The following is a 25,334-nucleotide window of genomic DNA, read 5'->3' on the forward strand; positions in this document are numbered from 1 at the left end:
AACGTGCTGAACAATCGCTAGGTAAGGATCATGGCTACACGCCAATCCGCGCCGTACCAGCCGGTAGGCAAGTTGTCGGGCGGCCTTAGCAGACCCCTTCGCCGCGAACGTGACGTGATCCTCACGATAAGCACGTCCGAAGGCGGGTTAGCATCACAGCCATAACGAGCAATTCGATGAACAGTTCCGATAACAGGTATAACGCTTACGCACAACGAGAGGCAGCGGACACAGTGTCATTAGCTTCAGAAGCCGAGGCTGTCGAGCAGGCATATGCGGAGTGGCAACGCTCCGTCGCCGGAGTGCTCGCCAAGTCCCGTCGAGTCGACGCCGCAGAACTAGGCCCCGAGCCGCAGAAACTGCTCGAAACCGTCACATACGACGGCGTCACTGTCGCACCGCTCTACAGCCCACGCGACGAGCGCCCCGAGCAGACCCTGCCCGGTAGCTTCCCGTACGTCCGCGGAGTCGACGCTCATCGCGACGTCAATGCAGGCTGGTTGGTTTCGGCTCAGTTCGGAACCGCTTCCGCCGCAGACACCAACCGGACCATCCTCGACGCACTCGAGAACGGTGTCAGTGCGATCTGGCTCAAAGCCGGACTCGGTGGCGTCTCCGTCGCCGATCTGAATTCGGCGCTCGAGGGCGTGCTCCTCGATCTCGCTCCGCTCACACTCGATGCCGGCGCCGACGCAAGCGCCGCCGCCCGCGCGATCCTGGCACTGCTCGATGCCCGCGCGGAAGCCGGTGACGGAGTCAGCGATCGCGCAAGCATCCGCATCAACCTCGGCACGGCACCGCTGACGAGTTCCTTCTCCGGCGCAGCCGACGTCGAGCTGACAGAAGCAGTCGAGCTAGCTGTCGCCGCTGACGCTCGCGCCGAATCGGTGCGGGCCATCACCGTCGACGGCACGGCATTCCACAATGCCGGCGCCGGTGACGCCGAGGAGCTCGGAGCGGCCGTCGCAGCCGGTCTCGAATACCTCCGCGCGCTTACCGCAGACGGCGATCTGACCATCGGTGCTGCGTTGGCGCAGTTGGCTTTCCGTTACTCGGCAACCGACGATCAGTTCCAGACCATCGCGAAGTTCCGTGCCGCACGTCTCGTGTGGGCCCGCATCGCTCAGGTCTGCGGCGCATCCGACTTCGGCGGCGCACCACAGCACGCTGTCACGTCCGCCGCGATGATGGCTCAGCGTGATCCCTGGGTGAACATGCTGCGCACCACCCTCGCCGCATTCGGCGCCGGTGTCGGTGGAGCAGACGCGGTGACGGTTCTTCCGTTCGACGTCGCCCTGGCCGACGGCACCCTCGGCGTCAGCAAGTCGTTCTCCTCACGCATCGCCCGCAACACACAGTTGCTGCTGCTCGAAGAGTCGCACCTGGGCCGCGTGCTCGATCCGTCGGCCGGCTCCTGGTATGTCGAAGACCTGACACAGCAGATCGCCGCGACTGCCTGGGAGTTCTTCCAGGAAATCGAAGCAGCCGGCGGATATCTGGCTGCACTCGAAGCGGGAATCGTCTCCGATCGCATCGCCGCTACCAAGGCCAAGCGCGACTCCGACATCGCACACCGCAAGACCACGGTCACCGGTGTCAACGAGTTCCCGAACCTCGGCGAAACACCGCTTTCCGCCGAAGCCGTCGAGCCCGGCCAGTCCGTCGCCCGGTACGCGGCTGCGTTCGAAGCGCTTCGTGACCGCTCGGACGCATTCCTCGCTGCCGGCGGCGCCCGCCCCACTGCGCTGCTCGCGCCGCTGGGCTCGGTTGCAGAACACAACGTTCGCACCACGTTTGCGTCGAACCTTCTCGCTTCGGGCGGTATCGACGCAGTCAACCCCGGCCCGCTCGAGGTAGGCGCAGAAGCCATCTCCGCTGCAGTCAAGGCATCCGGCGCCACCGTCGCCGTGCTGTGTGGCACGGACAAGCGTTACGGCGAGAGCGCCGCAGCGGCCGTCGCAGAATTGCGCGCTGCCGGTATCACCAAGGTGCTGCTGGCCGGCCCGGAAAAGGCCGTCGGCGATGCCGCGGGCGATTCGCGTCCGGACGGATTCCTCACAGCCCGCATCGACGCAGTATCGGCTCTGACCGAACTGCTCGACTTCATCGAGACGGGAAGCTCCAAGTGACGACACGAGAGGTCAAGCACGTGATCGGCAGTTTCGCCGAGGTCCCACTCGAGGACCCGCAGTCCCCGGCACCCACACCACCGTCGGTCGAGCAGACACAGGCCCTCATCGAAGAGGGTGCCACCGCCAACAACTACGCCGCCGAGCAGGTTGTCTGGTCCACCCCGGAAGGCATCGACGTCAAGCCGGTGTACACCGGTGCAGACCGCGCGGCCGCCGCCGAGTCCGGTTACCCGCTCGACAGCTTCCCGGGTGCTGCACCGTTCCTGCGTGGTCCGTACCCGACCATGTACGTGAACCAGCCGTGGACCATTCGCCAGTACGCCGGCTTCTCCACTGCCGCCGAATCGAATGCGTTCTACCGTCGTAACCTCGCGGCCGGTCAGAAGGGCCTGTCGGTCGCGTTCGACCTCGCGACCCACCGCGGCTACGACTCCGATCACCCCCGCGTTGCCGGTGACGTCGGAATGGCCGGTGTCGCAATCGATTCCATCCTCGACATGCGTCAACTCTTCGACGGAATCGACCTCTCACAGGTGTCGGTCTCGATGACGATGAACGGCGCTGTGCTGCCGATTCTCGCGCTGTACGTTGCTGCGGCAGGCGAGCAGGGTGTCACTCCCGACAAGCTGGCCGGAACGATCCAGAACGACATCCTCAAAGAGTTCATGGTTCGCAACACCTACATTTATCCGCCCAAGCCCTCGATGCGGATCATCTCGGACATCTTTGCGTACTCGAGTGCGGAAATGCCGAAGTACAACTCCATCTCCATCTCGGGTTACCACATCCAGGAAGCCGGAGCGACGGCCGATCTGGAACTGGCATACACCCTCGCTGACGGCGTCGAGTACATTCGCGCCGGCCTCGACGCCGGTATGGACATCGACAAGTTCGCACCGCGCCTGTCCTTCTTCTGGGCCATCGGCATGAACTTCTTCATGGAGGTCGCCAAGCTCCGCGCCGGACGCCTCCTGTGGGCCGAGCTTGTTGCCAAGTTCGATCCCAAGAGCGCGAAGTCGCTCTCGCTGCGTACCCACTCGCAGACCTCGGGCTGGTCGCTGACCGCGCAGGACGTCTTCAACAACGTTCCGCGTACCTGCGTCGAAGCCATGGCTGCCACCCAGGGACACACGCAGTCACTGCACACCAACGCACTCGACGAGGCCATCGCACTGCCGACGGACTTCTCCGCCCGCATCGCCCGCAACACCCAGCTGCTGCTGCAGCAGGAGTCCGGTACGGTTCGGCCCATCGATCCGTGGGGCGGCTCGTACTACGTCGAGTGGCTCACCAACGAGCTCGCCAACCGGGCACGTAAGCACATCGAAGAGGTCGAGGAAGCCGGCGGAATGGCTCAGGCCATCAACGAAGGCATCCCGAAGCTGCGCATCGAGGAAGCTGCTGCTCGCACGCAGGCGCGCATCGACTCCGGTCGGCAGCCGTTGGTCGGCGTCAACAAGTACGTTCCCGACGAGGTCGACACCATCGAAGTCCTCAAGGTCGAGAACTCCAAGGTGCGCAAGGAACAGCTCGAGAAGCTGGTTCGTCTTCGCGCGGAACGTGATCCGGAAGCCGTCGAGGCCGCACTCGCGAACCTCACCCGCGCCGCAGCATCCACCGAAGGCGGCATGGAGAACAATCTCCTCGCCCTCGCAGTTGTCGCCGCTCGCGCTATGGCTACCGTCGGCGAGATTTCCGACGCCCTCGAAAAGGTGTACGGCCGCCACCAGGCCGAGATCCGCACCATCAGTGGTGTGTACCGAGACGAGGCAGGATCGGTGAGCAACATCAGCAAAGCGATGGAACTGGTCGAGAAGTTCGCCGAGAACGAGGGGCGTCGTCCCCGCATCCTCGTTGCGAAGATGGGCCAGGACGGTCACGACCGTGGCCAGAAGGTCATCTCCACGGCCTTCGCGGACATCGGATTCGACGTTGACGTCGGACCGCTGTTCCAGACCCCCGAAGAGGTCGCCAATCAGGCGGCCGACAACGACGTCCACGTAGTCGGTGTGTCGTCGTTGGCAGCCGGTCACCTCACCTTGGTGCCGGCACTGCGGGAAGCGCTGGCTGCGGCCGGTCGCCCCGACATCATGATCGTGGTCGGCGGAGTCATCCCGCCCGGCGACTTCGACGAACTCTACGAAGCCGGCGCTGCTGCCATCTTCCCGCCCGGAACCGTCATCGCCGACGCTGCCAGCGGATTGCTGGAGAAGCTGGCCGTCCAACTGGGCCACGATCGCAGCTGAGAAGGGGTTGACTGAAGATGGCACAGCCCATCGACACGCCGACGCCGGCTGCTAGGCCATCTGTTGATTCCCTTGCCGAGGCCGTGCGCGCAAATCAGCGCGCCGGCCTCGCCCGGGCGATCACCCTCGTCGAATCCACACGCGACGATCATCGGGCGCTCGCGCAGCAACTACTGCTGAAGTTGCTGCCCGAAGCCGGGGGAGCGCACCGCATCGGCATCACCGGCGTTCCCGGCGTCGGCAAGTCGACGTTCATCGACGCGCTCGGCATGTACTTGCTGGGCAAGGGACATCGGGTTGCGGTGCTGGCGGTCGATCCGTCGTCCACCCGCACCGGCGGCTCGATTCTCGGCGACAAGACGCGCATGGCTCGGCTTACCGTCGAACCGAACGCGTACATCCGGCCATCACCGACGTCCGGCACGCTCGGTGGTGTTGCCAAGGCAACCCGCGAGACCATCGTGCTTCTCGAAGCTGCCGGTTTCGACGTCATCCTGGTGGAGACAGTGGGTGTCGGGCAGTCCGAAGTCACTGTTGCCAACATGGTGGACTGCTTCACGTTCCTGACCCTCGCTCGTACCGGAGATCAGTTGCAGGGCATCAAGAAGGGTGTTCTGGAACTCGCAGATCTGGTCGCGGTCAACAAGGCCGATGGCAAGCATGAGCGCGAGGCGCAGGGCGCTGCCCGCGAACTTGCGGGAGCACTTCGTCTGATCTACCCGCACGACGCTATCTGGAAGCCGCCCGTCATCACGATGAGCGGTCTCGAAGGTCTTGGCCTGGACGAGTTCTGGGGAACTGTCACCAAGCACCGTGAGGTGTTGACCGAGGCGGGTCAGTTCGAGGAGAAGCGTCGGAAGCAACAGGTCGACTGGACCTGGACGATGGTGAACGACCAACTGCTGCGCCGACTTTCGGCCAACGAGCACGTTCGCGCGATTCGTGCCGATGTCGAACGAAGCGTACGCGAAGGATCGTTGACTGCGGCGTTGGCTGCTCAACGGATTCTGGACGCATTCGACGGAAGCGACAAGTAGCACTAGAAGTCAGGCACGGTCGTTGCGGCTCCTCATTTTCGAGGAGGTGCAACGACCGTGCTGTTTCTGCAGGTGCGGTGCACAACAGAGTCCGTGAGACGACCGATGTCGAACGTCAGGAGCTGTAATGCATGTGCCTTCGCCAGTGCCTCGTCGCGATTGTGTGCGTCGAGTTTCTTGTACAGGGAACGCAATTGCGACTTGATCGTGTTGGCGGATACATGAAGTTGCCTGGACATCGAAACGGAGGTCATGCCGAGGGCCAGTAGTGCGAGGACCCGTTGTTCTCCACCGGTCAGGATGACAATGTGCACGGACTTCGGAAACGATTCCGGGGTAAAGACATTCGTAAATTTCTCGAGTGCCTTCGATCGCGTGGATGCGGCCGCTTCCAGCTTCTCGATATCTTCGGCGGCGATGGTCGAGAAGGGGCGCAACAGTCCGGTCTGGTCTGCGATAGCGCAGGCGTAGGACCACGCCTCGATTGCACGATGATGCTCACCGAGTTCCGAATGTGCAACTGCTTGAACCAGAAGGGATTCCATCTGTGCGCGCGGGCACGGCTCGCCATTCCACTGGTACTGACTGCACAGGATGATCGCCGATTTGTTCTGGCCCATACGCTGTCGGACGCGTGCGACCGACACCAGGGTCCACGGGCTGCTTCCAGGATCGGCGATGCCCTCTGCAAGTGACGCGGCCTGGTTTCCTTCGCCGAGGGCTAGAAGTAGATCGATCTCGGTGGACAGCATCAGTGGCTCGGCAATGGACGTCGGATTGCACTGCGAGGAGTGGGCAGCGACTGTTCTGCGCAGCAACGACAACGCTGAGAACGAGTCACTGGTGCTGAGGGCGAACTGACTGCGGGCGTAGACGGTGAACGCCCAGAATTCGTCCGCATAGAGTGCATCGTTCTCGGTGGGGTGCCCAAGTTCGGTCAGTGCCCGTTCGGCATCTTCGAAATCGAGTGAATCGAGGGACACCAAGGCGCCGGCCGTTAATCCGGCAACCTTGACCTGGGATTGCATCTTGATCTCGACGTTTCGATGTTGGTTTTCGAGATCCAACCATTGCCGTGCGCGGTGCAGTTCACCGACTACCGCCCAGTTCAGTGCCGCTGTGCCGGCGGCGCTTCGCGCGATGTAGTCGATGCGCTGCGATTTCCCGCTCCAGTAGGCCATTCGCGCTAGGCCTGTCGATTCGGCAAGTCGGCCGTTCAGTTGAAAGGTGATTGCCCATTGCGCTCGCATGGTGGAAAGTCGATCGCTGATGTCGTGCCGATCGGTCTCAGTGATGTAGCGGCTCAGTTCGATCAGACGCACGGTGACATCTGCAGCGCGATCGTATTCGCCGACGTGCATGAGCATCAGAGCCTGGATGCAACCGATGGTGAGAGCTGACACGGCATCGGCACTCGCCCCGAGTTCGCGTAACTCATCAGCCGAATCGGGGAGTGAGGTCCCGAAGGTCACCTGCTCGTCGGGATGTTGCAGGTACAGATTGCGTGCGGCCCGGAAGCTCGAGTGCTTGTCGGTGGACTCGGGCGGAATCTGCTGGAAGGCAGAGCGAACCAACTCGAGATTGTCCGCGATCATCGTCGCCCAGTGCTTGTCGAGAATGTCGACTGCAAGCGGCCAGTCCTGTGCCTCGACTGCATAATCGAGCGCAGACGCGTGTTGTCCGGCATCGAGTTGAGCGCGCGATAGGTATGACAGGCGAGCGGCCGGATCACTTCCCCCGGAGGGTTGGGACGTCAGGATGGATTGTCGGATCGCCGGTGCCAGTCTCCAGGTTTCCACGACCTCGGTGTCGACATACGAGAGAACCCCGGCAGCTTCGAGCGCAATGAGTCGATCGCGAATGTGCTGAGAGGATTCGCAAGATTCGAGCAAGTGCATGACGGTATCAACGGTGAGCTCACGGGCTGCTGCCGTAGCGACGACAAGATCGTAGTGTCCGACCAGGTGCGCCTCGGCCGCGATAGATTCCTGGGTGTAGTGCTGGATTACTCGTCGCAGGTTATGCCGGAGAAGGTGTTCGCGTCCGACCTGAGTTGGAAGGTTTTTGAGTACCGAAATCGAACGGCGTACCAAAACTGGCAACCCGCCGGTCATTGAGTAAATATGTTCGATTTCGCCGGGAACGATATGTGCACCGGAACCTTCGAGAACGCTCGTCGTATCCTCGAGCGTGTAGAGAAGGTCGTGCGCGCTGATCGATTCCTGATCGAGATCGAGCAAATGCGGTTCGGGGAACACGGTGCGCCCCGTCAAGGTCACAACGAGATTGACGCATCGGCAATACTTGACGAGGTCGGCGAGGCTTTCGTCCAACTTGCCATCCACTTTGTCCGGCCTGATCAATACAAGAATGACCGGGCGCGAGTTGTCGCGGAGCATCCGAACTATCGCGGTGAATGGGTCTTGCTCTTGCTCGATCACAGGATTCGGAAAGACAATTCCGGCGCTGACGAACCTTTGCAGCGCGTGTGCCCAGTATTCACGAGCCGTCATGGATGGAGCGGGCTCAGGGATCCAGACGGAAATGCGCTCAGTCGCGCGAATGGTGCGCAACCACGAGGCGACCAGGGTGGATTTCCCGTAACCGATCGGTGCGCGAATAATGGTCAGCGCGGCATATTTATCGAGTTTCGTGAATTGCGGCTGGTGCGAAATCGACTCGGGGTGGGCGCGCCAGTCAGGAATTGACGACCAATTGTGGCGGTCCTTACCGATCACCAGAGCGGACTCCTTATATCGGCAGCTTTCGCGCCATGTGAACGGTTTGTCGTTTACTACCGTTTGTTCACAAGGATCCTAGCCGGTGTTAATCGGGTGAACGAGGGATATTCCGACTTCGTCGTCTTTCTTCGTTGAATGCCGGTTCGTAGACGGGATCGCTCTTCGGCAGCTGAACTTATCGATTCTCGGGCGCGACCGTCGGCTCCGTGATTTCTTTCTCGACGGCCAGTTCGATACCGGCGAACTCGCCTTGGGCTTCGGCTGCGGTGAGCTTGGACCGCTGCCACGCGTAGACCAGCAACGCGGCCCAGGCGCCGATGATTGCGACGTATCCGAGCACCGTCACAGCGCCGGTGATGTCGAAGGACTTGAACAGTTTCTGCGTATTGGTCAGCACGATCACACCGCCGACGGCAGTGCCGAGCAAGGTGGCGGGAACTCTACTGACCAGCCAGGCGGCGGCTGGAGCTGCGATGATTCCGCCGAGTGCCAGGCCGGCGACAACCAGGAGATTACCGGCAGATTCGCGGCCAAGCCCGACGAGGAAGCCCAACGACGCTGCTGATGCGACCAGGAACTCCGACGCGCTGACCGAACCGATCACGGTGCGCGGAGCAGTTTTGCCACGCGAGAGCAGGGTGCTGGTGGTGATAGGGCCCCAACCGCCGCCCCCGGAGGCGTCGATGAATCCTCCGAACAGACCGAGCGGGGATAGGAACCGAGCAGTGTGCGGTGTACTGCGAGCATGGGCGGTCGCGGGTGGGCGGACCGAGAAACGCAGCGCGACATAGACACCGATCGCGAGGAGGATTGTCGCCGTAATGGGGACCGCTGCTTCGGTAGACAGGCCGGACAAAACCGTCGCACCGGCAAATGCGCCTATTGCACCCGGAACACCGAGCTTGGCGACCAACTTCCAGTCGATGTTCTGGAACTTCCAGTGCGACAGACCCGAAGCCAAGGTAGTTCCGACCTCGGCAAGGTGCACAGCGGCACTGGCCTGGGCAGGCCCGAGCCCGCCGATCATCAGCAGGGTGGTTGCGGTGACACCGAACGCCATTCCGAGTGCGCCGTCGACAAGTTGAGCGCCGGCACCGACAAGTGTGAACAACAGCAGGTTGAACATGAGAAGACAGACTCCGAGCGAAGAAGCGACAAAGTCAGGGGTGCAGGCAGCGAGAAATCGCCGCTCAGCAACACGCCTGATCGAAGCATGCGCTACGACGAGTGGGCCAGAACGCCATCAATCCGAGCGCGAATGCCGGCGAGGCATCGGAGCTGGATATCTGCACGGTGGGGTCCTTTTATCTCGTTTGTGGGTTCTGTTCCTAGCGAGCATAACCGTTGACAGCGAATTTCAACCCACGGCGCGAGCGAACCGTCCCACCCGTTGGACAAGTTCATCGAAGAACTTCACCGGATCCGTGCTGATGGCGATGTCCGCATTGGGGTCACGTTTCCAGTGTCCGACCCAGTCGGCGACGGTGGTTCCGATCAGAAGTGGGCTCTCGGTTTCGACATCCACGGTTGCCGGCCTCAGCGTGGCTATCGTCGGGTCCAAGGCAATCGCAGCGGCAAACGGGTCGTGCATGTGGGCGAGGAATCCCTGGTCGTACTCCCGATGAAACTCCATGTAGAACCGGATGGCGTCGGACAGGTGCCGGATGACGCTGTTGGACGCGGCGCTGCGGACGTCCGGTCCGTCGTCCGGGGAAATGATCTCGGCCGGGGTGCTCCCCGCCGCTTCGGCAAGCCGACGGACGTGTTCCGGGAACATCTCGATCGACTCGGTGACATTGAGTCCACAAATGATCGGACGCCGGTGCGCCGGGACACCGGAAAACGCGTCGAACACTTCCTTCGCTGCGTGTGGGTCGACGGAGACGTTCCATTCGGCGGTAGGCGTGGTGTTTCCCGGGTAGTTGAACGATCCGCCCATCACGACCAATCGATTCAGCAGACGTGGGAGGTCGGGCTCGATCCGGATCGCGAGGGCAAGGTTCGTCAGGGGACCGGTCACCAGACCTGTGATCTGACCGGGATATTCACGAACCAGGTCCACCCACAATTCGGTGGCGGTACGTACCGACAACTCTCGCCCGGAATCGGGGAGTACCGCATGACCGATACCTTGCGGTCCGTGGGTTTCCTCGGTGGTCCGTAGCGGGATCACCAGGGGCACGGTGGCGCCCAGGGCAACCTCGATGTCGGGGGCTCCGCACAGCTCGAGCCAATTGAGATTGTTTGCCGCGACCTGTTCCACAGGGACGTTTCCGGCGGTGCTCGCGATCCCGAGAATCTCGGCTTCGGGGCTGGCCAGCAGATACAGCAGGGCCAGCGAGTCGTCGATGCCCGTGTCGACGTCGACAATCAGCTTGTGACGGTTATTCATCGGTCGCAGCCACCGTGGTAGGCGCATTCAGGACAGGGAAGTTCACGGACCGCGCGATGAAGCATTTCGCGTGAGCGGGGCCGTGTAGAGCCTCAGCCTTGTCGACCATCGATGTGTCGGACACCAAAACCGTTGGATGCAAGGTTACTTCGATGAACTGGCCGTCACCATCCGCCTCCTCGATCATCGTGCCGACCGGCTGATCTGTGTAGTCGAGCACAACGACTCCGGCAGCGGCGGCCAGTCCGAGATACCAGAGCATGTGGCACTGAGCGAGCGATGCGACCAGCAGTTCTTCGGGGTTCCACCGCTCCGGGTCGCCACGAAAAGCGGGATCGGAACTGCCGAGGAGTTCGGGTTTGCCCGCGGCTGATACGGAATGGTCCCGCGAATAGGCTTGTGAACTGGATGTTCCGGTTCCCAGATCGCCTGTCCATTGCAGATCCAGGGTGTACGTATGCGACTTCACATGTCCATCTTGCCCTGTATGCGTCACTATCTCAGCGCGCCCACGCGGCAACGTCGTTGCCCCACTTCTGTGCTGGTCGCGGATAGTCGTCGAACTCGGCCAGCGCCGGCCGCGCGGTGGTGACTTCACCATGACTGACAACAACATCTGGCCCTGGCGCCTCGGGCGGCCCGGGTTGCAGGGTTCGGCCCGGAGCATCGAGCAGTCGGACCCCGGTCCGAGCTAGTGCCACGTCGACATCGCGACCGAGCCCGTCCTGTCTTCGCAAGGTCAGCGCGTCCACGACGGCGGCCGCGAGGAAGTATCCGGTTGCGTGGTCGAGCGCTTGGGCCGGGAGCGCACCAGGCTTGTCGCCACCTTCGAGGAACGAGATCCCCGAGGCGGCTTGCACGATGGAGTCGAATCCGCGTCGATCTGCCCACGGTCCGTCCCAGCCCCACGCACTGACCCGTCCGTGAATCAGGTGCGCGGGGAGTTCGTGCCCGATGAGTGCCTCGAGGGCGCCTGGCCGGTACCCGGTCACCAGCACGTCGGCGGTTTCGAGAAGTCCGCGGAAATGTGCGGAGCCTTCTGTGCTCTTCAGGTCGAGAAGTGCCGAACGCTTTCCGTGCCCCGTATCCAGGTGCTGCCATTCGATCTCCGGCATGCCTGGGGGATCCAGGCGCAGGACGTCGGCGCCGAGTAGAGCCAGCGCGCGTGTTGCGACAGGTCCGGCAATGACGCGGGTGAGGTCCAGAACACGCAATCGGGGCGAATGCGTGGGTGATCCTTCGGTGTCCCGGACTCGGATGGATACGAGCGGCGCCGACCGCGCTGTGGCGTACTGCTCGCTCAGACGCCATTCGTTCTCGGTACGGACACGGACAGCGATAGCCCCGGCGTCTGCGGCGCGCTGTTCGATCTCGATGGCGTCGATCGCGGATATCCGTTGCACTACATCGTCTTTGGTTGCGCTGGAACCCAGTTCGAGGATGGACAGTAGTCGGTCGCGGTGGTGCGGGTAGTTGCCGTGGGTGCGCACCCAGCCGTCGCGGGCGGCAAAGAAGCCCGAGTACGCCGAGAACGCGTCGACGGGTTGTCCGCCTATCCGCAGGAGTCGGTCACTGGAGAAGGACGCGGCGATGCGTTCGGGATCGAGTGTCCATGGCGTGCGATCAACCAGTGGCGAGCGGTCTATCGCCGACGCAAAAGCGGCCACTGATCCGGCGGCGAGGTCGAACACCGGTAGGTGCGCCGAGAGGTAACCCCCGGACTCGGGACAGGTGATCGAGGAGTGGACGTGCGCTCCGACATCGCGCTGGTACTCGTCCAGATAGAACCCGTAACCGTGCTCCATTCGATGCCTTTCGGGAGGTCAGCGACCGAGCAGGTCCCGGCACCGTTCGGCCAGCGTAGCGCGCAGCGGGGCGGCCCTCTCCGCCAACTGCTGTTGCTGCCGCACGTATTCGGCACGGCCAGCCGGTGTTTCGATGGCGATGGGGGAGTATCCGTAGTCGCGCAGATCGTAGGGACTGGCGCGCATGTCGAGTTCACGCGCCAGGAGTGCGTGCTCGAAGCAGGCCATCACCAGATCGGAATCGACGAGCGGCAGAAGTTTGAAGCTCCATTTGTAGAGATCCATCCCGGCGTGCAGGCATCCGGGCTGCTCGTAGTCGATCTGCGTGTCGCGAATCAGGTTGAGCGCATTCTTCGGAGCCGCGTCCGGAGTGAAGAAGCGGAACGCGTCGTAGTGAGTGCATTTGAGGGGCAAGGATTCCACTACGGCGTCGGTACCCGCGAATCCCAGTCGCAGGGGAACAGACTGATGGCGGATCGCTTCCTCGCCGCCCCGGTACACCATTGCCCACTCGTGCAAACCGAAGCAACCGAGCACAGCGGGGCGCGAAGAGGTCTGGTTCAACAGATTCCAGACGAATTCGACCGTGGGCAGTCGACGCTCGAGCACGGATCGATCGACGCTCGCGCAACCGGATTCGTCGACGCGATACCCCGAGAACTCTGCGTACTCGGATCCGGCCTCCAGCGCTACGCCGTATCCGGGGTGCCAGCGTCGAAGCTGCGCGGGCTTGAAGTTGTAGTACGTGAACAGGAAATCATGCACCGGGTGAGAAATACCGGCACTGCGACGCGCCCGGTGCGGCCCGACAAGCTGCTCCACTTTTTCGAAGTGCAGAGCTTGCCGAGCCGTCCACTCGCTATGTGCGAGCGCGAGTGTTTCCACCGAACGTGTCATGGATCAGTTGTTCCGTTGTCCCGGAACAGCATCGGTTCCGCGGTGAGTGCCGTCGCGGACGGTGCCGACGTACTCCTCGAGGAGGTCTTCCAATGCCACGATGCCGATGACAATGCCGTCGGCATCGGTGACGGCACCGAGGTGGGAGCTGGCGCGGCGCAGGCCTGCCAACGCTTCGGCGAGCGGCGTGCTGAGCGGAACGACGGGCAACGGACGGATATCCGACGTGGGTACGACGGTATCCGGCCCGGCAGCTTCGTCGAGAACCTCGTCGAGCACGTCCTTGAGGTGCACGTATCCGGCCAGAGTGCCGTCGGCAGCACGGACGGGGTAGCGCGAGTAGCCCGTTTCGATGACGGCCCGCTCGATGTCGCCCAGCGTGGTGCCGGTCGGGGTGAGCGGGATGGTCCGCACCTTGTCGAGAGTGATCAGAACTTCCGACACCGTGCGATCGGTCGATTCGAGGGCCTGCTTCAACCGGCGGTGTTCTTCGGCGTCGATAAGCCCTTCGGATCGGGATTCACCGATCATCGCGGACAACTCCACCGCCGAGACGGTGACATCGAGTTCGTCCTTCGGTTCGACTCGCAACAGACGCAGAATCCCGTTTGCGCAGATGTTGTAGAACGCGATGATCGGGCGCGCGATCTTGATGAACGCCAGGTGGATCGGCACGAGAAGCATCGCGGTCTTCTCCGGCCCTGCCAGCGCGATGTTCTTGGGCACCATCTCACCGAGCAGGATGTGCAGCACAACCACCAACGACAGTGCGATCGCAAACGAAATCGGATGCAGCAATCCGTCAGGCAGACCGGCCGCTTCCATCGGCACCTCGAGGAGATGCGCGATGGCGGGTTCGGCGACCTTACCGAGAAGGATCGAACAGATCGTGATGCCGAGCTGCGCCGCGGCGAGCATGAGCGACAGATTCTCGCCGGCCTTGATGACGGTGAGTGCCCGCTTCTTGCCCTGGGCGACCAACGCTTCGAGTCGGTCGCGGCGAGCAGAAATCAGCGCGAATTCCGCGCCGACGAAAAACGCGTTGCCTGCCAGCAGTACAACGGTGAGGAGAACGCCGAGAAGGTTATTCATCGTCGGACTCCTTTGTGCGCTCTGCTGCTGATTCGGGTTCGACATCACCGGGGACCGGAGTGATGGTCACGCGGTCGATTCGACGGCCGTCCATCGAGGTGACTCGCGCAATCCATTTGCCGCGGTGATCGCCGGACGCGTCGACGTCGGGCAATGCCACTTCGTCGCCCTCGTCGGGGATGCGTCCCAATTCGGTGAGCACCAAGCCGCCGAGGGTGTCGTAATCGCCTTCGGGTGCGGTGTACCCGGTAGCTGAGGTGACTTCGTCGATGCGCAGGAGCCCGGAGCAGGACCATCCGTCGCCGACGCGCTGGACGTCGAGTTCAGGTTCGTCGTGCTCGTCGCGCACGTCGCCCACGATTTCCTCGATGAGGTCTTCCATGGTGACGATGCCGGCGGTTCCGCCGTATTCGTCGACCACGAGTGCGACCTGCATGCCGTCCGAGCGGATGCGTTCCATGACGGCGTCACCGTCGAGGCTCGACGGGACAACCGGCACGCGCTGCGCGAGGCTGTCGACTCGCGTCGTGCGTCGGCGCTCGGCGGGAACCGTGAACGCGTGTTTGATGTGGACAACTCCGACGGTGTCGTCGAGGTCGCCGCGAACAACGGGGAACCGTGAGTAGCCGGTACGGGACGCCGTCACGATGAGATCGGCGACTGTATCCGACAACTCGAGTGATTCGATCTTCACACGCGGTGTCATGAGTTCTTCCGCTGTGCGGTCACCGAACTGCAACGACCGGTTGACCAGAAGCGCAGTGCCCGCGTCGATGGAACCACGCTGCGCCGACGTGCGCACCAGCGAGCCGAGCTCCTGCGGGGAACGTGCCGAGCGCAGTTCCTCGGCAGGCTCTATGCCCAGGCGCCTGACGATCCAGTTGGCGGTTCCGTTGAGACCGTTGATCGCCCACTTGAAGACCAGCGAGAAACCGGCTTGCAAACCGGCTGTGGCGCGGGCTGTCGGCATCGGCTTGGAAATCGCCAGGTTCTTGGGGACAAGCTCACCGAAAATCATCGAGAACGAGGTCGCGATAACCAGGGCGAGGATCAATGACGTTGTGGACGCTGCTGATTCGCTCAGCCCGACGGCCTTCGTGACCGGGGTGATGAACCGGGCGAGAACAGGCTCGGCCAGGTAACCGGTGATGAGTGTGGTGATCGTGATGCCGAGCTGCGCGCCGGACAACTGAAACGAGAGCGTCTTGTGTGCGTGCTGGACCTGACGCGAACGGAGGTCGCCGTCACGAGCAGCTTCGTCGACGGTGCTGCGCTCGAGCGCGGTAAGTGAGAATTCTGCCGCCACGAAGAGGGCGGTGCCTGCGGTCAGTGCGATGAAGCCGAGCAGGCTGAGAATGGTGAATGCGATGTCCATCGATCATCGCCACCCAAGTGGAGAGCGAAGTGCGCCGGGTTTGTCTCCCGGCTCGCTAGAGGAGCCCTCCGAACCAGCGGAATCAGATGATTCCTCGGATATGACGACGGGTGTTGCGCCGGGTAAGTGTGTGGGTGCCTCGGGCACCGGGTTCCTCTCGTCGGGCCGATGACTTCTCGGCTTTAGCGGGCTCGGTCGGGTTGCCGATTGGCACCCGACCGAGTTTCATTTGTTGTTTCCACGTTTGATGATACCGGCGAGTGCCCGGGCTTTGGGAGCCGAGCACCCGCCGTTCGTCACAATTACCGATTCACCAGCCGGCGGGAAGTGGCCGTCCCTCGGCAAATCCGGCTGCAGACTGAACACCGAGGACTGCCTTGTCGTGCAGTTCCTCGAGTGAGCGCGCCCCGGCATACGTGCAGGTACTGCGGACACCGGAACAGATCTGGTCGATCAGATCCTCGACGCCGGGACGCTCGGGATCAAGTCGCATGCGTGAACTCGAGATGCCTTCCTCGAACAAACCCTTGCGGGCGCGATCAAAAGCCGTCTCGGTGGCGGTGCGCGCAGCAACGGCGCGCTTGGACGCCATACCGAAGCTCTCCTTGTACGCGTTGCCGGCCTGATCGACCTTGAGATCGCCCGGCGACTCGTACGTGCCGGCGAACCACGAGCCGATCATGACGTTCGACGCTCCCGCAGCCAGAGCCAGCGCTACATCGCGCGGATGGCGCACTCCACCGTCAGCCCACACGTGTTTGCCCAATTCGCGTGCTGCCGCGGCGCATTCGGCAACAGCCGAGAACTGCGGTCGTCCGACGCCGGTCATCATGCGTGTTGTGCACATCGCGCCTGGTCCGACACCGACCTTGACGATGTCGGCGCCCGCGGCGATGAGATCACGGGTGCCCTGCGCGGAGACCACGTTTCCGGCCACCAGCGGCACACCGAGATCCAGAGCTTTGAGCGTGGTCAGTGCGTCGATCATGCGCTGCTGATGCCCGTGGGCGGTATCGACGACGATGACGTCGGCACCGGCGTCGACGAGCGCTTTGGCCTTGGCACCCACATCGCCGTTGACGCCGACCGCCGCGGCAACGCGCAGCGCGCCGTTGGCATCCACGGCGGGGTCGTAGATCCCGGCACGAATTGCGCCGGTACGAGTCAGGACTCCGGCGAGTGTGCCGTCGTCGTTGACGATGACGGCAAGCGGATCGTGCTTGGTTTCGAGTAGTTCGAACACCTCACGCGTTGTTGCGGTGACCGGTGCCGTGACGAAGTCGGTGATCGCGACGGTACGAAGGCGAGTGAACCTGTCGACGTCCGCGCAGGCAGCCTCGGTGACCACGCCGAGCGGCTTGCCGTCCTCGACGACGACAACCGCGCCGTGCGCCCGTTTGGGCAGCAAGGCCAACGCGTCGGAGACAGCGTCCTCGGGGCTCAGGGTCACCGGAGTGTCGGCGACGAGATGACGGCTCTTCACGAACGCCACCGTTTCGGCGACCGCTTCGGTGGGGATGTCCTGCGGGATGATGACCAACCCGCCGCGCCTGGCGACAGTTTCGGCCATTCGGCGACCGGCGACTGCGGTCATGTTGGCGACAACAACCGGAATGGTGGTTCCCGAGCCGTCGGCCGACGCCAGATCGACGTCGAACCGGGACGTCACGTCAGTCCGGTTGGGGACGAGGAAGACATCGTCGTAGGTCAGGTCGTATGGGGGGCGTTGCCCTTCGAGGAACTGCACGTTTCACGAGCTTACCGGCGACGGCGCAGTTACGCCGATTGTTTCGCGTCCTTGCGACCGCGAGAGCGCGATGGTGGTGACGATCATGACGGCCACCGCGCAACCGATGACGAGAATCCCGAGGCCCTCGACTCGTAGTCGCTCGTCGAGAACCGTCATACCGAGGAAGACTGCCGCGATCGGTTCGCCGATGGTCAAGGCCGGCAACGACGCAGACAACGGACCCACCTGGAACGCTCGTTGCTGCACATACACGCCGATAGCACCCGACGCGATGAGAGCCCAGGTCTGCCACGCGCTCACTACGCCGACAAAACCGTGCTCCAGAAGCTCGGTCACGTATTTCGTGAATGCGACGGCTATACCGAAGTAGATGCCCGCTGCGGCTCCGAGAAGCAGCGCGCGCCATCCGGCATCGAGTTTGGACAAGCCGCCGATGGTGGCAACGACGGCCACTCCGACCGTGATCGCCAGCGGCACCGCCCAGTCCGACCACGGAGCATTACTGTCGCCTTCGGTGGGATCACCGACCACCAGGAAGACGGCCAGGGCAATGGCAAGCATGACCGCAAACGTCCAAGCCGTTCGAGTGATCCGGATCCCCGAGAACTTTGCCGAAAGCGGCAGCGCAAACAACAAGGACGACACGATCAACGGCTGCACCACCAACACCGAACCGAGTGCCAGCGCGAGGGCCTGCATGACGTAACCGCCGCCGTCGCCGATCAGGCCGGCCCACCACCGGGGACTTCGGATCAACGACGCCACCAGCGCGCCGCCCTCAGGCACCGACGACGCGGCCCGCTGTTGAGCTACCGACGCGCACGCGAAGAGCAGTGCGGCAGCGAGTGCGCAGATGATCGAGATCAGTGGAAGATCGCCCATAGATCTCAGTGTGCGCGTTTGCCTCCGGCTTTTCCGGCAGACGGGCGACCCGAATTCGGTGTACCTGTTCCGCGGCGCGGCGTGAGCCCCTTGGACGCGAGGCGCTCCGAACGTGTGGGGACGGGAGTGCCGTCGGCGCGAATCTTCTTCACCGTCTTGGGATCGGTGACCCGGCGCGACGCAACAGCGCGCTTGTCACCGTCCTTCTTCATCCGGCCGCCGGCAGCTGTGCGGCCAGCAGTGTCGTGTTCCTGGCGCCCACGCTTGGCCGTGTGTGTGACCTCGACGGTCGTATCGGGAGCTGCGACGGGGATTCCCGTCGGTTCCATGGCTCCGGTGATGCGGGTGAGTTCCAGGTCGTCTGGACGGACCCGAACGCTGTGAACCTTCACGCCGGCCGCCTTGGTCAGCTTCTCGACCCCCGCGCGTTCCTCGTCGGTCACGATCGTCACGACAACACCCGATTCACCTGCGCGGGCCGTACGACCGGCGCGGTGCAGGTAATCCTTGGCCTCGGCGGGCGGATCGACATGGACAACCAGCGTCACGTCGTCGACATGGATGCCGCGGGCGGCGACGTCGGTAGCCACCAGGACCGGCGTCGTGCCGTCGGAGAACGACGCGAGGGTCTTGGTCCGGTTGTTCTGCGTCTTTCCGCCGTGCAGGGCTCCGGCGGACACGCCGATCAAATGCAGTTGCTGCGCAAGACGATCCACGCCGTGCTTCGTCTTGACGAACATGATGGTTCGTCCCGCACGCGAAGCGATATGTGCGACAACGGATCTCTTGTCCACCTGGTCCACGAACAGCAGGTGATGTTCCATGGTGGAGACCGTCGCAACCGGGGGAGCGGTGGCGTGCGATGCCGGGTTGCGCAGGTAGCCTGCGACCAAATCGTCGACCTTGCCGTCCAACGTTGCCGAAAAGAGAAGGCGTTGACCATCTTTCGGAGTCGTGTCGAGAATCTTGGCAACCTCGTCGATGAAGCCCATGTCTGCCATGTGGTCCGCTTCGTCGATCGTGGTGATCGCAACGTCGTCGAGGATCACCGACTTCTGCTCGAGTAGATCGAGCAACCGGCCAGGCGTGGCGATCAGCAGATCGACCCCGCGAGCCAGAATGTCGGCCTGACGCTTGATCGGGACGCCGCCCACCGCGCTCGCTACCCGCAAGCCGACCTCGGTGGCCGCGTCGTCGAGCGCTTTGTGAATCTGAATTGCCAGTTCGCGGGTGGGAGCGAGCACCAATCCGCGGGGGCGATTGCGTTTGCTTGCGCCGCCCTTGAGGCGGACCAGCATGGGAAGCCCGAAAGCCAAAGTCTTGCCGGAACCTGTCGCGCCACGCCCCAGAACGTCGCGGCCTGCCAGCACATCGGGAATCGTGGCAGCCTGGATGGGGAACGGAGCATCAATCCCGTGTCGGCGCAGTGCGTGCACCATCACAGCGGGGATTCCGAGGTCGATGAACGAGCGCCCTTCGGTTGATGTGGGCGAGTCGATCGTCGATTTCGGCATTTGTCCAGGCTACCGGGTATCGGTAGACGCAGGTGACCGCGTCTACCGATACCGGGTGTGAATCAGGCCTCGATTTCGCTACGGTCGCCGCTCCACAACGTGTGGAACTTGCCGGGCTTGTCGATGCGCTCGTAGGTGTGAGCGCCGAAGAAGTCACGCTGACCCTGAGTCAACGCAGCCGGGAGACGCTCCGCGCGCAGTCCGTCGTAGTACGACAGCGACGACGCGAATGCCGGCACTGGGATGCCGAGCATCGTCGCGGTGGCGACAACACGACGCCAGCTGTCGATTCCTGCTTCGATGGCTTCACGGAAGTACGGAGCGAGAATCAAGCTCGGCAGCGACGGATCAGCGTCGAACGCGTCCTTGATGCGGTTGAGGAACTGCGCGCGGATGATGCAACCACCGCGCCAGATCGTTGCCAGATCCGCAGGCTTGACGTCCCAGTTGTACTCGGCGCTACCGGCCGCGATCTGGTCGAAGCCCTGCGCATATGCCACGATCTTCGAGGCGTACAGCGCTGCCTGGATGTCCGCGGCGAACTGCTCGGCATCAGCAGGCTTGTCACCGAGCGAACCCGAAGCCAAGCCCTGAGCCTGAGCTGCGGCGCGCTGCGTGCGGCTACCGGAGAGCGCGCGAGCGAACACGGCCTCGGCGATACCGGTAACCGGTACTCCGAGATCCAGAGCGGACTTGACCGTCCAGCGGCCCGTGCCCTTCTGCTCGGCAGCGTCGACGATGACGTCGACCAGCGGCTTACCCGTCTCGGCGTCGACCTGACGCAGAACCTCGGCTGTGATCTCGATCAGGTACGACTCGAGCGTGCCCTTGTTCCACTCGGTGAAGACGTCGGCGACCTGGCCGGCGTCGTAACCCAGAGCGTCACGGAAGAGGTTGTACGCCTCGCCGATGAGCTGCATGTCGGCGTACTCGATGCCGTTGTGCACCATCTTGACGAAGTGACCGCTGCCGTCCGGACCGATGTGCGTGCAGCACGGGGTGCCGTCGACGTGAGCGGAGATGGATTCGAGGAGGGGGCCGAGAGCCTCGTAGGACTCCTTCGGACCGCCCGGCATGATCGAGGGACCGTTGAGCGCGCCTTCTTCGCCACCGGAGATACCAGCGCCGACGAAGTGGAGTCCACGCGCACGGATAGCGGCCTCACGGCGAATCGTGTCCGTGTACAGCGAGTTGCCGCCGTCGATGATGATGTCGCCCGGCTCCATCGCATTGGCGAGCTCTTCGATCACAGCGTCGGTCGGCGCGCCGGCCTTGACCATGATCAGCACGCGACGCGGCTTCTGCAGCGCGGCAACAAATCCCTCGACAGTCTCGGTGCGCACGAAGTCGCCCTCGGAACCATGGTCGGCGATCAACGCATCGGTCTTCGCGATGCTGCGGTTGTGCAAGGCAACGGTGTGACCGTGGCGGGCGAAATTGCGGGCAATATTCGAACCCATGACGGCCAGTCCGGTGACGCCGATCTGTGCCCGGGGTGATTCGGTGCTAGTGGTTGACATGCTTACAGCTTTCCCTCTCGGTCCGCGGCTGTGAAATCCTGCGCCTGGCGCAGCCGAAAAACTGTGCGGCCGCGACGCGCGTGAACATCAGACCGTGCATACAAAACACGGATGCAGATCACTTTATTGCAGTGACCTGCATCCGTCTCGATACAGCTTCCGGCGTGGCCGGAGTGTGATCAATATTCAGTTGGTGAGCCGCAGCTCAGCGAGTGTATTACCGCTGATCGCGCTTCGGTCCGTCGAAGCCGTCGTAGCTACGACGGTCGGTGCGGCTGCGGAATCCGCCGCCACTGGTCGAGCCTGCGCGGTCGCTGCTGTCGCGGTTGCCTTGGTATCCACCCGTCGAGCGGTTGCCCTGGTATCCGGTGGAGGGGCGGCTGTCGCGGTTGCCCTGGTATCCGCCGCGGCTTTCGCCGTCACGGTTGCCCTGGTATCCACCCGACGAGCGATTTCCCTGGTAGCCGGTGGAGGGGCGGCTGTCGCGGTCTCCGTACGAAGGGCGGCTGTCGCGGTTGCCCTGGTAGCCGCCGGAGGAGCGGTTGCCCTGGTAGCCGCCGCGGTCGCTGCTGTCGCGGTTGCCCTGGTATCCACCGGAAGAACGATCGCCCTGGTAGCCGCCTGAAGAGCGGTTGCCCTGGTAGCCGCCGCGGCTTTCGCCGTCACGGTTGCCCTGATATCCACCCGAGGAACGATCACCCTGGTAGCCGCCCGAGGAGCGGTTGCCCTGGTATCCGCCACGGTCGCTGCTGTCGCGGTTGCCCTGGTATCCACCCGACGAGCGATTTCCCTGGTAACCACCGGAAGAGCGGTTGCCCTGGTAGCCACCACCTTCACGGTTGCCCTGGTAACCGCGTGAACCACCGCGGTCGCCGAAGGAGCGCTCGCCACGAGAAGAGCTCTCGCGCAACGGTTCTCCGGTGGGCTTCTTGGCTCCGGTGATGCGAGCGAGCTCGGCGGAACCCGGGGTGACGGGAACGGCTGCGGCGTTGACGCCCGCCATTCCGGTCAGGCGCTTGAACTGACGCTTCTGGTTCGGCAGAACGATCGCAACGACAGTTCCCTTCTCACCGGCGCGAGCCGTACGGCCTGCGCGGTGAAGGTAATCCTTGTGATCGGCCGGGGGGTCGACATGAACGACGAGGTCAATGCCGTCGACGTGGATGCCGCGGGCTGCGACGTCGGTGGCAACAAGGACGGGAGTGCGGCCGTTCTTGAAACGCTCGAGGACGCGGGTGCGCTGGTTCTGTGCCTTGCCGCCGTGCAGGGACTCTGCGGCGATTCCGACTGCGCGGAGGCGATCGGTGATGCCTTCGCAACCGAGCTTGGTGCGGGCGAACATGATGGTTCGTCCGTCACGGGCGCCGATCTCAGCGAGAACAGAGTCCTTCTGCCCGCGATCGACGAGGAGTACGTAGTGCTCCATCGTGTCGACGCTCGCGCGGCCGTCTTCGGTGGAGTGGGTGACGTGGTTGGCCAGGAACTGACGAACCAGCGACTGGACCTCACGGTCGAGAGTTGCGGAGAACAGCAGACGCTGTCCGTCGGCCGGGGTCTCACCGAGGATCGAGCGAACCTCGGGCAGGAAGCCCATGTCCGCCATCTGATCGGCTTCGTCGAGTGCGGTGATTTCCACCGAGTCGAGGATGCAGGTGCCCTGGCGCAGGTGATCGCCCAGACGACCCGGCGTAGCCACGAGGACGTCGACGCCGCGGCGGAGCTGATCGACCTGCTTGGCGAACGGAGTACCACCGACGGCGGGACGGACCGTGAGTCCGAGAGCACCGGCGTAGGAGTTCAGGGAGTCGACCACCTGGAATGCAAGTTCACGGGTCGGGACCAGCACGAGTGCGCGAGGACGCTTCGCGGCCGGACGATCTTCGTGGCGTGACAGGCGGGTCAGCATCGGCAGACCGAAGGCCAGGGTCTTGCCCGATCCGGTCTGTGCGCGGCCCAGAACGTTGGTGCCGGCAAGCGCGTCCGGAATGGACTGAGCCTGGATGGGCGACGGGCTGGTGATGGAGTTGCGGGCCAGAGCGGCAACAAGCTGCTCGGGCAAGCCGATTTCGGCAAAAGTGATGGTGGGCTCAGCCGAAACTGCGTCGGTGGCAGCTTTGTCTTCAGCGGCGGGTGTTACTACGACATCTTCGGCGATGTTCTCAGAAGACGACATTTGGACAGCGTTGGTCACGCGGAAACCTCTCCGGACTACGGGCACGTCGCGGAGCGGAAGAAGCCATGCTTGAACACACGACACAGTTCGCAAAGGGACGAGCCAGGGCACATGTCACCTGGCAATCCGAACGCATACTGCGGGGAATTGGGCTGTGTGCCGTTAAATGTTGATGAACCACGATGGTGGCCGGGCTCTACTGTACGCCACTCGCTGCCGGGAAGTCAGGTAACCCCGCGTGTGACCTGCACTACTACAGCGTGTTCTGCTGGTCAAGACCTTAGTACGCGTTGAGAAGTAAGCGAAGTTCGGTGAGCCACGGCACGGCGACGGCAACGGTGGGGACGACCAGGATCGTGATCGCGGCAAGATAGGCACATACCGCAACACGGGGATCGGCAGCGTCTGTCGAGAGTCGCTGGACGCGGATCAACGTCGACGGACCACCGGCTGCCATGGCGCCACGCGGTGCGGTCGAACCTGCACACGCGACCAGTGCCCGGGCTAAGGGAGTCGGGCCCGTGACGCGAACCGCGGAATCGTCGGCCAGCAATTCGACCAGCAATTGGACGGATCCGAGAGCGGACTTGCTACGAACGAACCGGGGGAACGCATGGTTGACCGCGGTGAATGCTTCGAGAACCAGATCGTGACGCGCGCGCAGGTGTGAACGCTCGTGCGTGAGAATTGCCTTGACCTCGGCATGATCGAGGTTTTGCAACGTTCCTTGGCTCAGGACCACCCGCTGACGTATTCCGGGCAGGCAGTACGCGATGGGTTCTTCGACATCGAGAACGCGCAGGTCCGGGGTGCGCTCCACCGCTGCGGGCATGGCGCAGTCGTCGAGTAGATCGACGAGGATGCGGTGGCGTGCCCGTCGCCGCCGAGTTCGTACACCCACTTGCAGGATCGAAAAAATCAGTTTCGCGCCGATGAGCAAGGTGAGCGCAAATACCACGACGTACAGAATCCACAGTGGCAAACCAAGAGCGTCGATCTCAGCGGTCGGCGCAGTGGTCGGTCGTCCGTCAGGTCCTGGAACCAGGAGCTGACTGGCAATGGCCAAGCCCGAGCTGAAAGCTGACAACACCGCGGCAAGCGCGATGGCCTGCCACAGGACGAGAGCCGCACGCGGCGCCCGGTACGGCCACGTGGAGCGGCTCAGGAGTGCTGGTACCGGACCCGCTAGCAACAACGCGAGGATTCCGAAAACCAGTGCAGTGGTGGCGTTCATGACCTAGTCATCATGCACGAAGAAATCAGTTAGGCCTAGAAAATCTACGGCCGCACATCTTTTTTCGCGGATTCGCGCACCTCGAGAGCGGCAAGTGCTTCGCGCAGAGCGTCAGCCTCGTCGGCATTGACCTGGCCGACGAAGTGAACCAGGGCTGCGGCTCGACCGTCTGACTCCGGCGCTTGAGCCAGAGCGTCGACCATCAGGCTCGCGACCAACTCTTCACGCTTGTTCACCGGGAGGTAGCGATGTGCGCGATCGTCACGTTGCTGAATCACCAGGTGCTTCTTCGCGAGTCGTTGCAGGACGGTCATGACCGTCGTGTACGCCAGTTCGCGATGTGTTGCGAGTGCTTCATGTACCTGTCGCACAGTTTGGGGTTCGGTTGTAGACCACAAATGATCCATAACCGCGCGTTCGAGTTCACCTAGACCTGCCATTCTTCGATTCTACGGACTTCCACGACGAAATACGTACTACTGGTAGTAGTAAGGGCGGATCAATCAGTGTGGTATTGGACATAGTGAGCTGTAGGACAGATAAC

At 63.1% G+C, this 25,334-nt stretch carries 18 protein-coding genes; 3 read left to right on the forward strand and 15 right to left on the reverse strand.

The window, feature by feature from the left end:
* Nucleotides 1-233: 233 nt before the first annotated feature.
* Genes mutA through meaB form a run of 3 tightly spaced genes read left to right on the forward strand, consistent with a single transcriptional unit; the run spans nt 234 to nt 5,415 of the window.
* The gene (gene mutA / locus KYT97_RS03700) at nt 234-2,129 is read left to right on the forward strand and encodes a methylmalonyl-CoA mutase small subunit (protein ID WP_219112798.1); all 1,896 of its coding nucleotides are present in this window, start codon (nt 234-236) and stop codon (nt 2,127-2,129) included.
* Nucleotides 2,126-4,378 (forward strand): methylmalonyl-CoA mutase, encoded by a 2,253-nt coding sequence (scpA, locus tag KYT97_RS03705; protein WP_219111777.1) that lies wholly within the window; start codon nt 2,126-2,128, stop codon nt 4,376-4,378. Before mutA ends, scpA begins: the two co-directional genes overlap by 4 nt.
* Before the next feature lie 17 nt (nt 4,379-4,395).
* Nucleotides 4,396-5,415, forward strand: coding sequence for a methylmalonyl Co-A mutase-associated GTPase MeaB (gene meaB / locus KYT97_RS03710; RefSeq protein ID WP_051730336.1), 1,020 nt, complete (start codon nt 4,396-4,398; stop codon nt 5,413-5,415).
* Nucleotides 5,416-5,447: 32 nt separating this feature from the next.
* On the opposite strand, the gene KYT97_RS03715 is transcribed toward meaB, so the two are convergent.
* From KYT97_RS03715 to KYT97_RS03785, 15 genes are all read right to left on the reverse strand, one after another.
* A complete protein-coding gene (locus KYT97_RS03715) occupies nt 5,448-8,153 on the reverse strand; it encodes a LuxR C-terminal-related transcriptional regulator (RefSeq protein WP_219111778.1) in 2,706 nt (901 codons plus the stop codon).
* Nucleotides 8,154-8,331: 178 nt separating this feature from the next.
* Nucleotides 8,332-9,282, reverse strand: coding sequence for a sulfite exporter TauE/SafE family protein (locus tag KYT97_RS03720; RefSeq protein ID WP_219111779.1), 951 nt, complete (start codon nt 9,280-9,282; stop codon nt 8,332-8,334).
* A gap of 231 nt (nt 9,283-9,513) precedes the next feature.
* Nucleotides 9,514-10,548: a nucleoside hydrolase gene (locus KYT97_RS03725; RefSeq protein WP_219111780.1), complete on the reverse strand. Its 1,035-nt coding sequence runs from the start codon at nt 10,546-10,548 to the stop codon at nt 9,514-9,516.
* A complete protein-coding gene (locus KYT97_RS03730) occupies nt 10,541-11,017 on the reverse strand; it encodes an OsmC family protein (protein ID WP_116103250.1) in 477 nt (158 codons plus the stop codon). Before KYT97_RS03730 ends, KYT97_RS03725 begins: the two co-directional genes overlap by 8 nt.
* A gap of 31 nt (nt 11,018-11,048) precedes the next feature.
* The gene (locus KYT97_RS03735) at nt 11,049-12,353 is read right to left on the reverse strand and encodes a CoA transferase (RefSeq protein ID WP_116103252.1); all 1,305 of its coding nucleotides are present in this window, start codon (nt 12,351-12,353) and stop codon (nt 11,049-11,051) included.
* A gap of 18 nt (nt 12,354-12,371) precedes the next feature.
* On the reverse strand, nt 12,372-13,250 hold the full coding sequence (locus KYT97_RS03740; protein ID WP_116103253.1) for a 3-methyladenine DNA glycosylase: 879 nt from the start codon (nt 13,248-13,250) through the stop codon (nt 12,372-12,374).
* 3 nt (nt 13,251-13,253) lie between these two features.
* Nucleotides 13,254-14,342: a hemolysin family protein gene (locus tag KYT97_RS03745; protein WP_033232058.1), complete on the reverse strand. Its 1,089-nt coding sequence runs from the start codon at nt 14,340-14,342 to the stop codon at nt 13,254-13,256.
* Nucleotides 14,335-15,717 carry a hemolysin family protein gene (locus KYT97_RS03750; RefSeq protein ID WP_116103255.1) on the reverse strand — a complete coding sequence of 461 codons (1,383 nt, stop codon included), beginning with the start codon at nt 15,715-15,717 and terminating at the stop codon, nt 14,335-14,337. Before KYT97_RS03750 ends, KYT97_RS03745 begins: the two co-directional genes overlap by 8 nt.
* Before the next feature lie 310 nt (nt 15,718-16,027).
* Complete coding sequence (gene guaB1 / locus KYT97_RS03755) at nt 16,028-17,464, reverse strand: GMP reductase (RefSeq protein ID WP_033232056.1); 1,437 nt, start codon at nt 17,462-17,464, stop codon at nt 16,028-16,030.
* Nucleotides 17,465-17,467: 3 nt separating this feature from the next.
* A complete protein-coding gene (locus KYT97_RS03760) occupies nt 17,468-18,349 on the reverse strand; it encodes a DMT family transporter (RefSeq protein ID WP_033232055.1) in 882 nt (293 codons plus the stop codon).
* A 5-nt stretch (nt 18,350-18,354) separates the two neighbouring features.
* Nucleotides 18,355-19,863 (reverse strand): DEAD/DEAH box helicase, encoded by a 1,509-nt coding sequence (locus KYT97_RS03765; protein WP_219111781.1) that lies wholly within the window; start codon nt 19,861-19,863, stop codon nt 18,355-18,357.
* A gap of 62 nt (nt 19,864-19,925) precedes the next feature.
* Nucleotides 19,926-21,383, reverse strand: a complete 1,458-nt coding sequence (gene gndA, locus KYT97_RS03770) for an NADP-dependent phosphogluconate dehydrogenase (protein WP_219111782.1) — start codon at nt 21,381-21,383, stop codon at nt 19,926-19,928.
* Nucleotides 21,384-21,600: 217 nt separating this feature from the next.
* Nucleotides 21,601-23,556: a DEAD/DEAH box helicase gene (locus KYT97_RS03775; protein ID WP_245006007.1), complete on the reverse strand. Its 1,956-nt coding sequence runs from the start codon at nt 23,554-23,556 to the stop codon at nt 21,601-21,603.
* Nucleotides 23,557-23,836: 280 nt separating this feature from the next.
* Nucleotides 23,837-24,790, reverse strand: a complete 954-nt coding sequence (locus tag KYT97_RS03780) for a M56 family metallopeptidase (protein ID WP_033232051.1) — start codon at nt 24,788-24,790, stop codon at nt 23,837-23,839.
* A gap of 44 nt (nt 24,791-24,834) precedes the next feature.
* Nucleotides 24,835-25,230, reverse strand: a complete 396-nt coding sequence (locus tag KYT97_RS03785) for a BlaI/MecI/CopY family transcriptional regulator (protein WP_033232050.1) — start codon at nt 25,228-25,230, stop codon at nt 24,835-24,837.
* Nucleotides 25,231-25,334: the final 104 nt, after the last annotated feature.

The sequence above is a fragment of the Rhodococcus globerulus genome (assembly GCF_019334125.1).
Classification (GTDB): Bacteria; Actinomycetota; Actinomycetes; order Mycobacteriales; family Mycobacteriaceae; genus Rhodococcus_F; species Rhodococcus_F globerula.

Coding starts and splice junctions, on each gene's coding strand:
- meaB (WP_051730336.1), top strand. CDS start 4,396: ATGGCACAGCCCATCGACACGCCGACGCCGGCTGCTAGGCCATCTGTT.
- KYT97_RS03720 (WP_219111779.1), bottom strand. CDS start 9,282: ATGTTCAACCTGCTGTTGTTCACACTTGTCGGTGCCGGCGCTCAACTT.
- KYT97_RS03725 (WP_219111780.1), bottom strand. CDS start 10,548: ATGAATAACCGTCACAAGCTGATTGTCGACGTCGACACGGGCATCGAC.
- KYT97_RS03735 (WP_116103252.1), bottom strand. CDS start 12,353: ATGGAGCACGGTTACGGGTTCTATCTGGACGAGTACCAGCGCGATGTC.
- KYT97_RS03740 (WP_116103253.1), bottom strand. CDS start 13,250: ATGACACGTTCGGTGGAAACACTCGCGCTCGCACATAGCGAGTGGACG.
- KYT97_RS03745 (WP_033232058.1), bottom strand. CDS start 14,342: ATGAATAACCTTCTCGGCGTTCTCCTCACCGTTGTACTGCTGGCAGGC.
- KYT97_RS03750 (WP_116103255.1), bottom strand. CDS start 15,717: ATGGACATCGCATTCACCATTCTCAGCCTGCTCGGCTTCATCGCACTG.
- KYT97_RS03760 (WP_033232055.1), bottom strand. CDS start 18,349: ATGGGCGATCTTCCACTGATCTCGATCATCTGCGCACTCGCTGCCGCA.
- KYT97_RS03765 (WP_219111781.1), bottom strand. CDS start 19,863: ATGCCGAAATCGACGATCGACTCGCCCACATCAACCGAAGGGCGCTCG.
- gndA (WP_219111782.1), bottom strand. CDS start 21,383: ATGTCAACCACTAGCACCGAATCACCCCGGGCACAGATCGGCGTCACC.
- KYT97_RS03775 (WP_245006007.1), bottom strand. CDS start 23,556: ATGTCGTCTTCTGAGAACATCGCCGAAGATGTCGTAGTAACACCCGCC.
- KYT97_RS03780 (WP_033232051.1), bottom strand. CDS start 24,790: ATGAACGCCACCACTGCACTGGTTTTCGGAATCCTCGCGTTGTTGCTA.
- KYT97_RS03785 (WP_033232050.1), bottom strand. CDS start 25,230: ATGGCAGGTCTAGGTGAACTCGAACGCGCGGTTATGGATCATTTGTGG.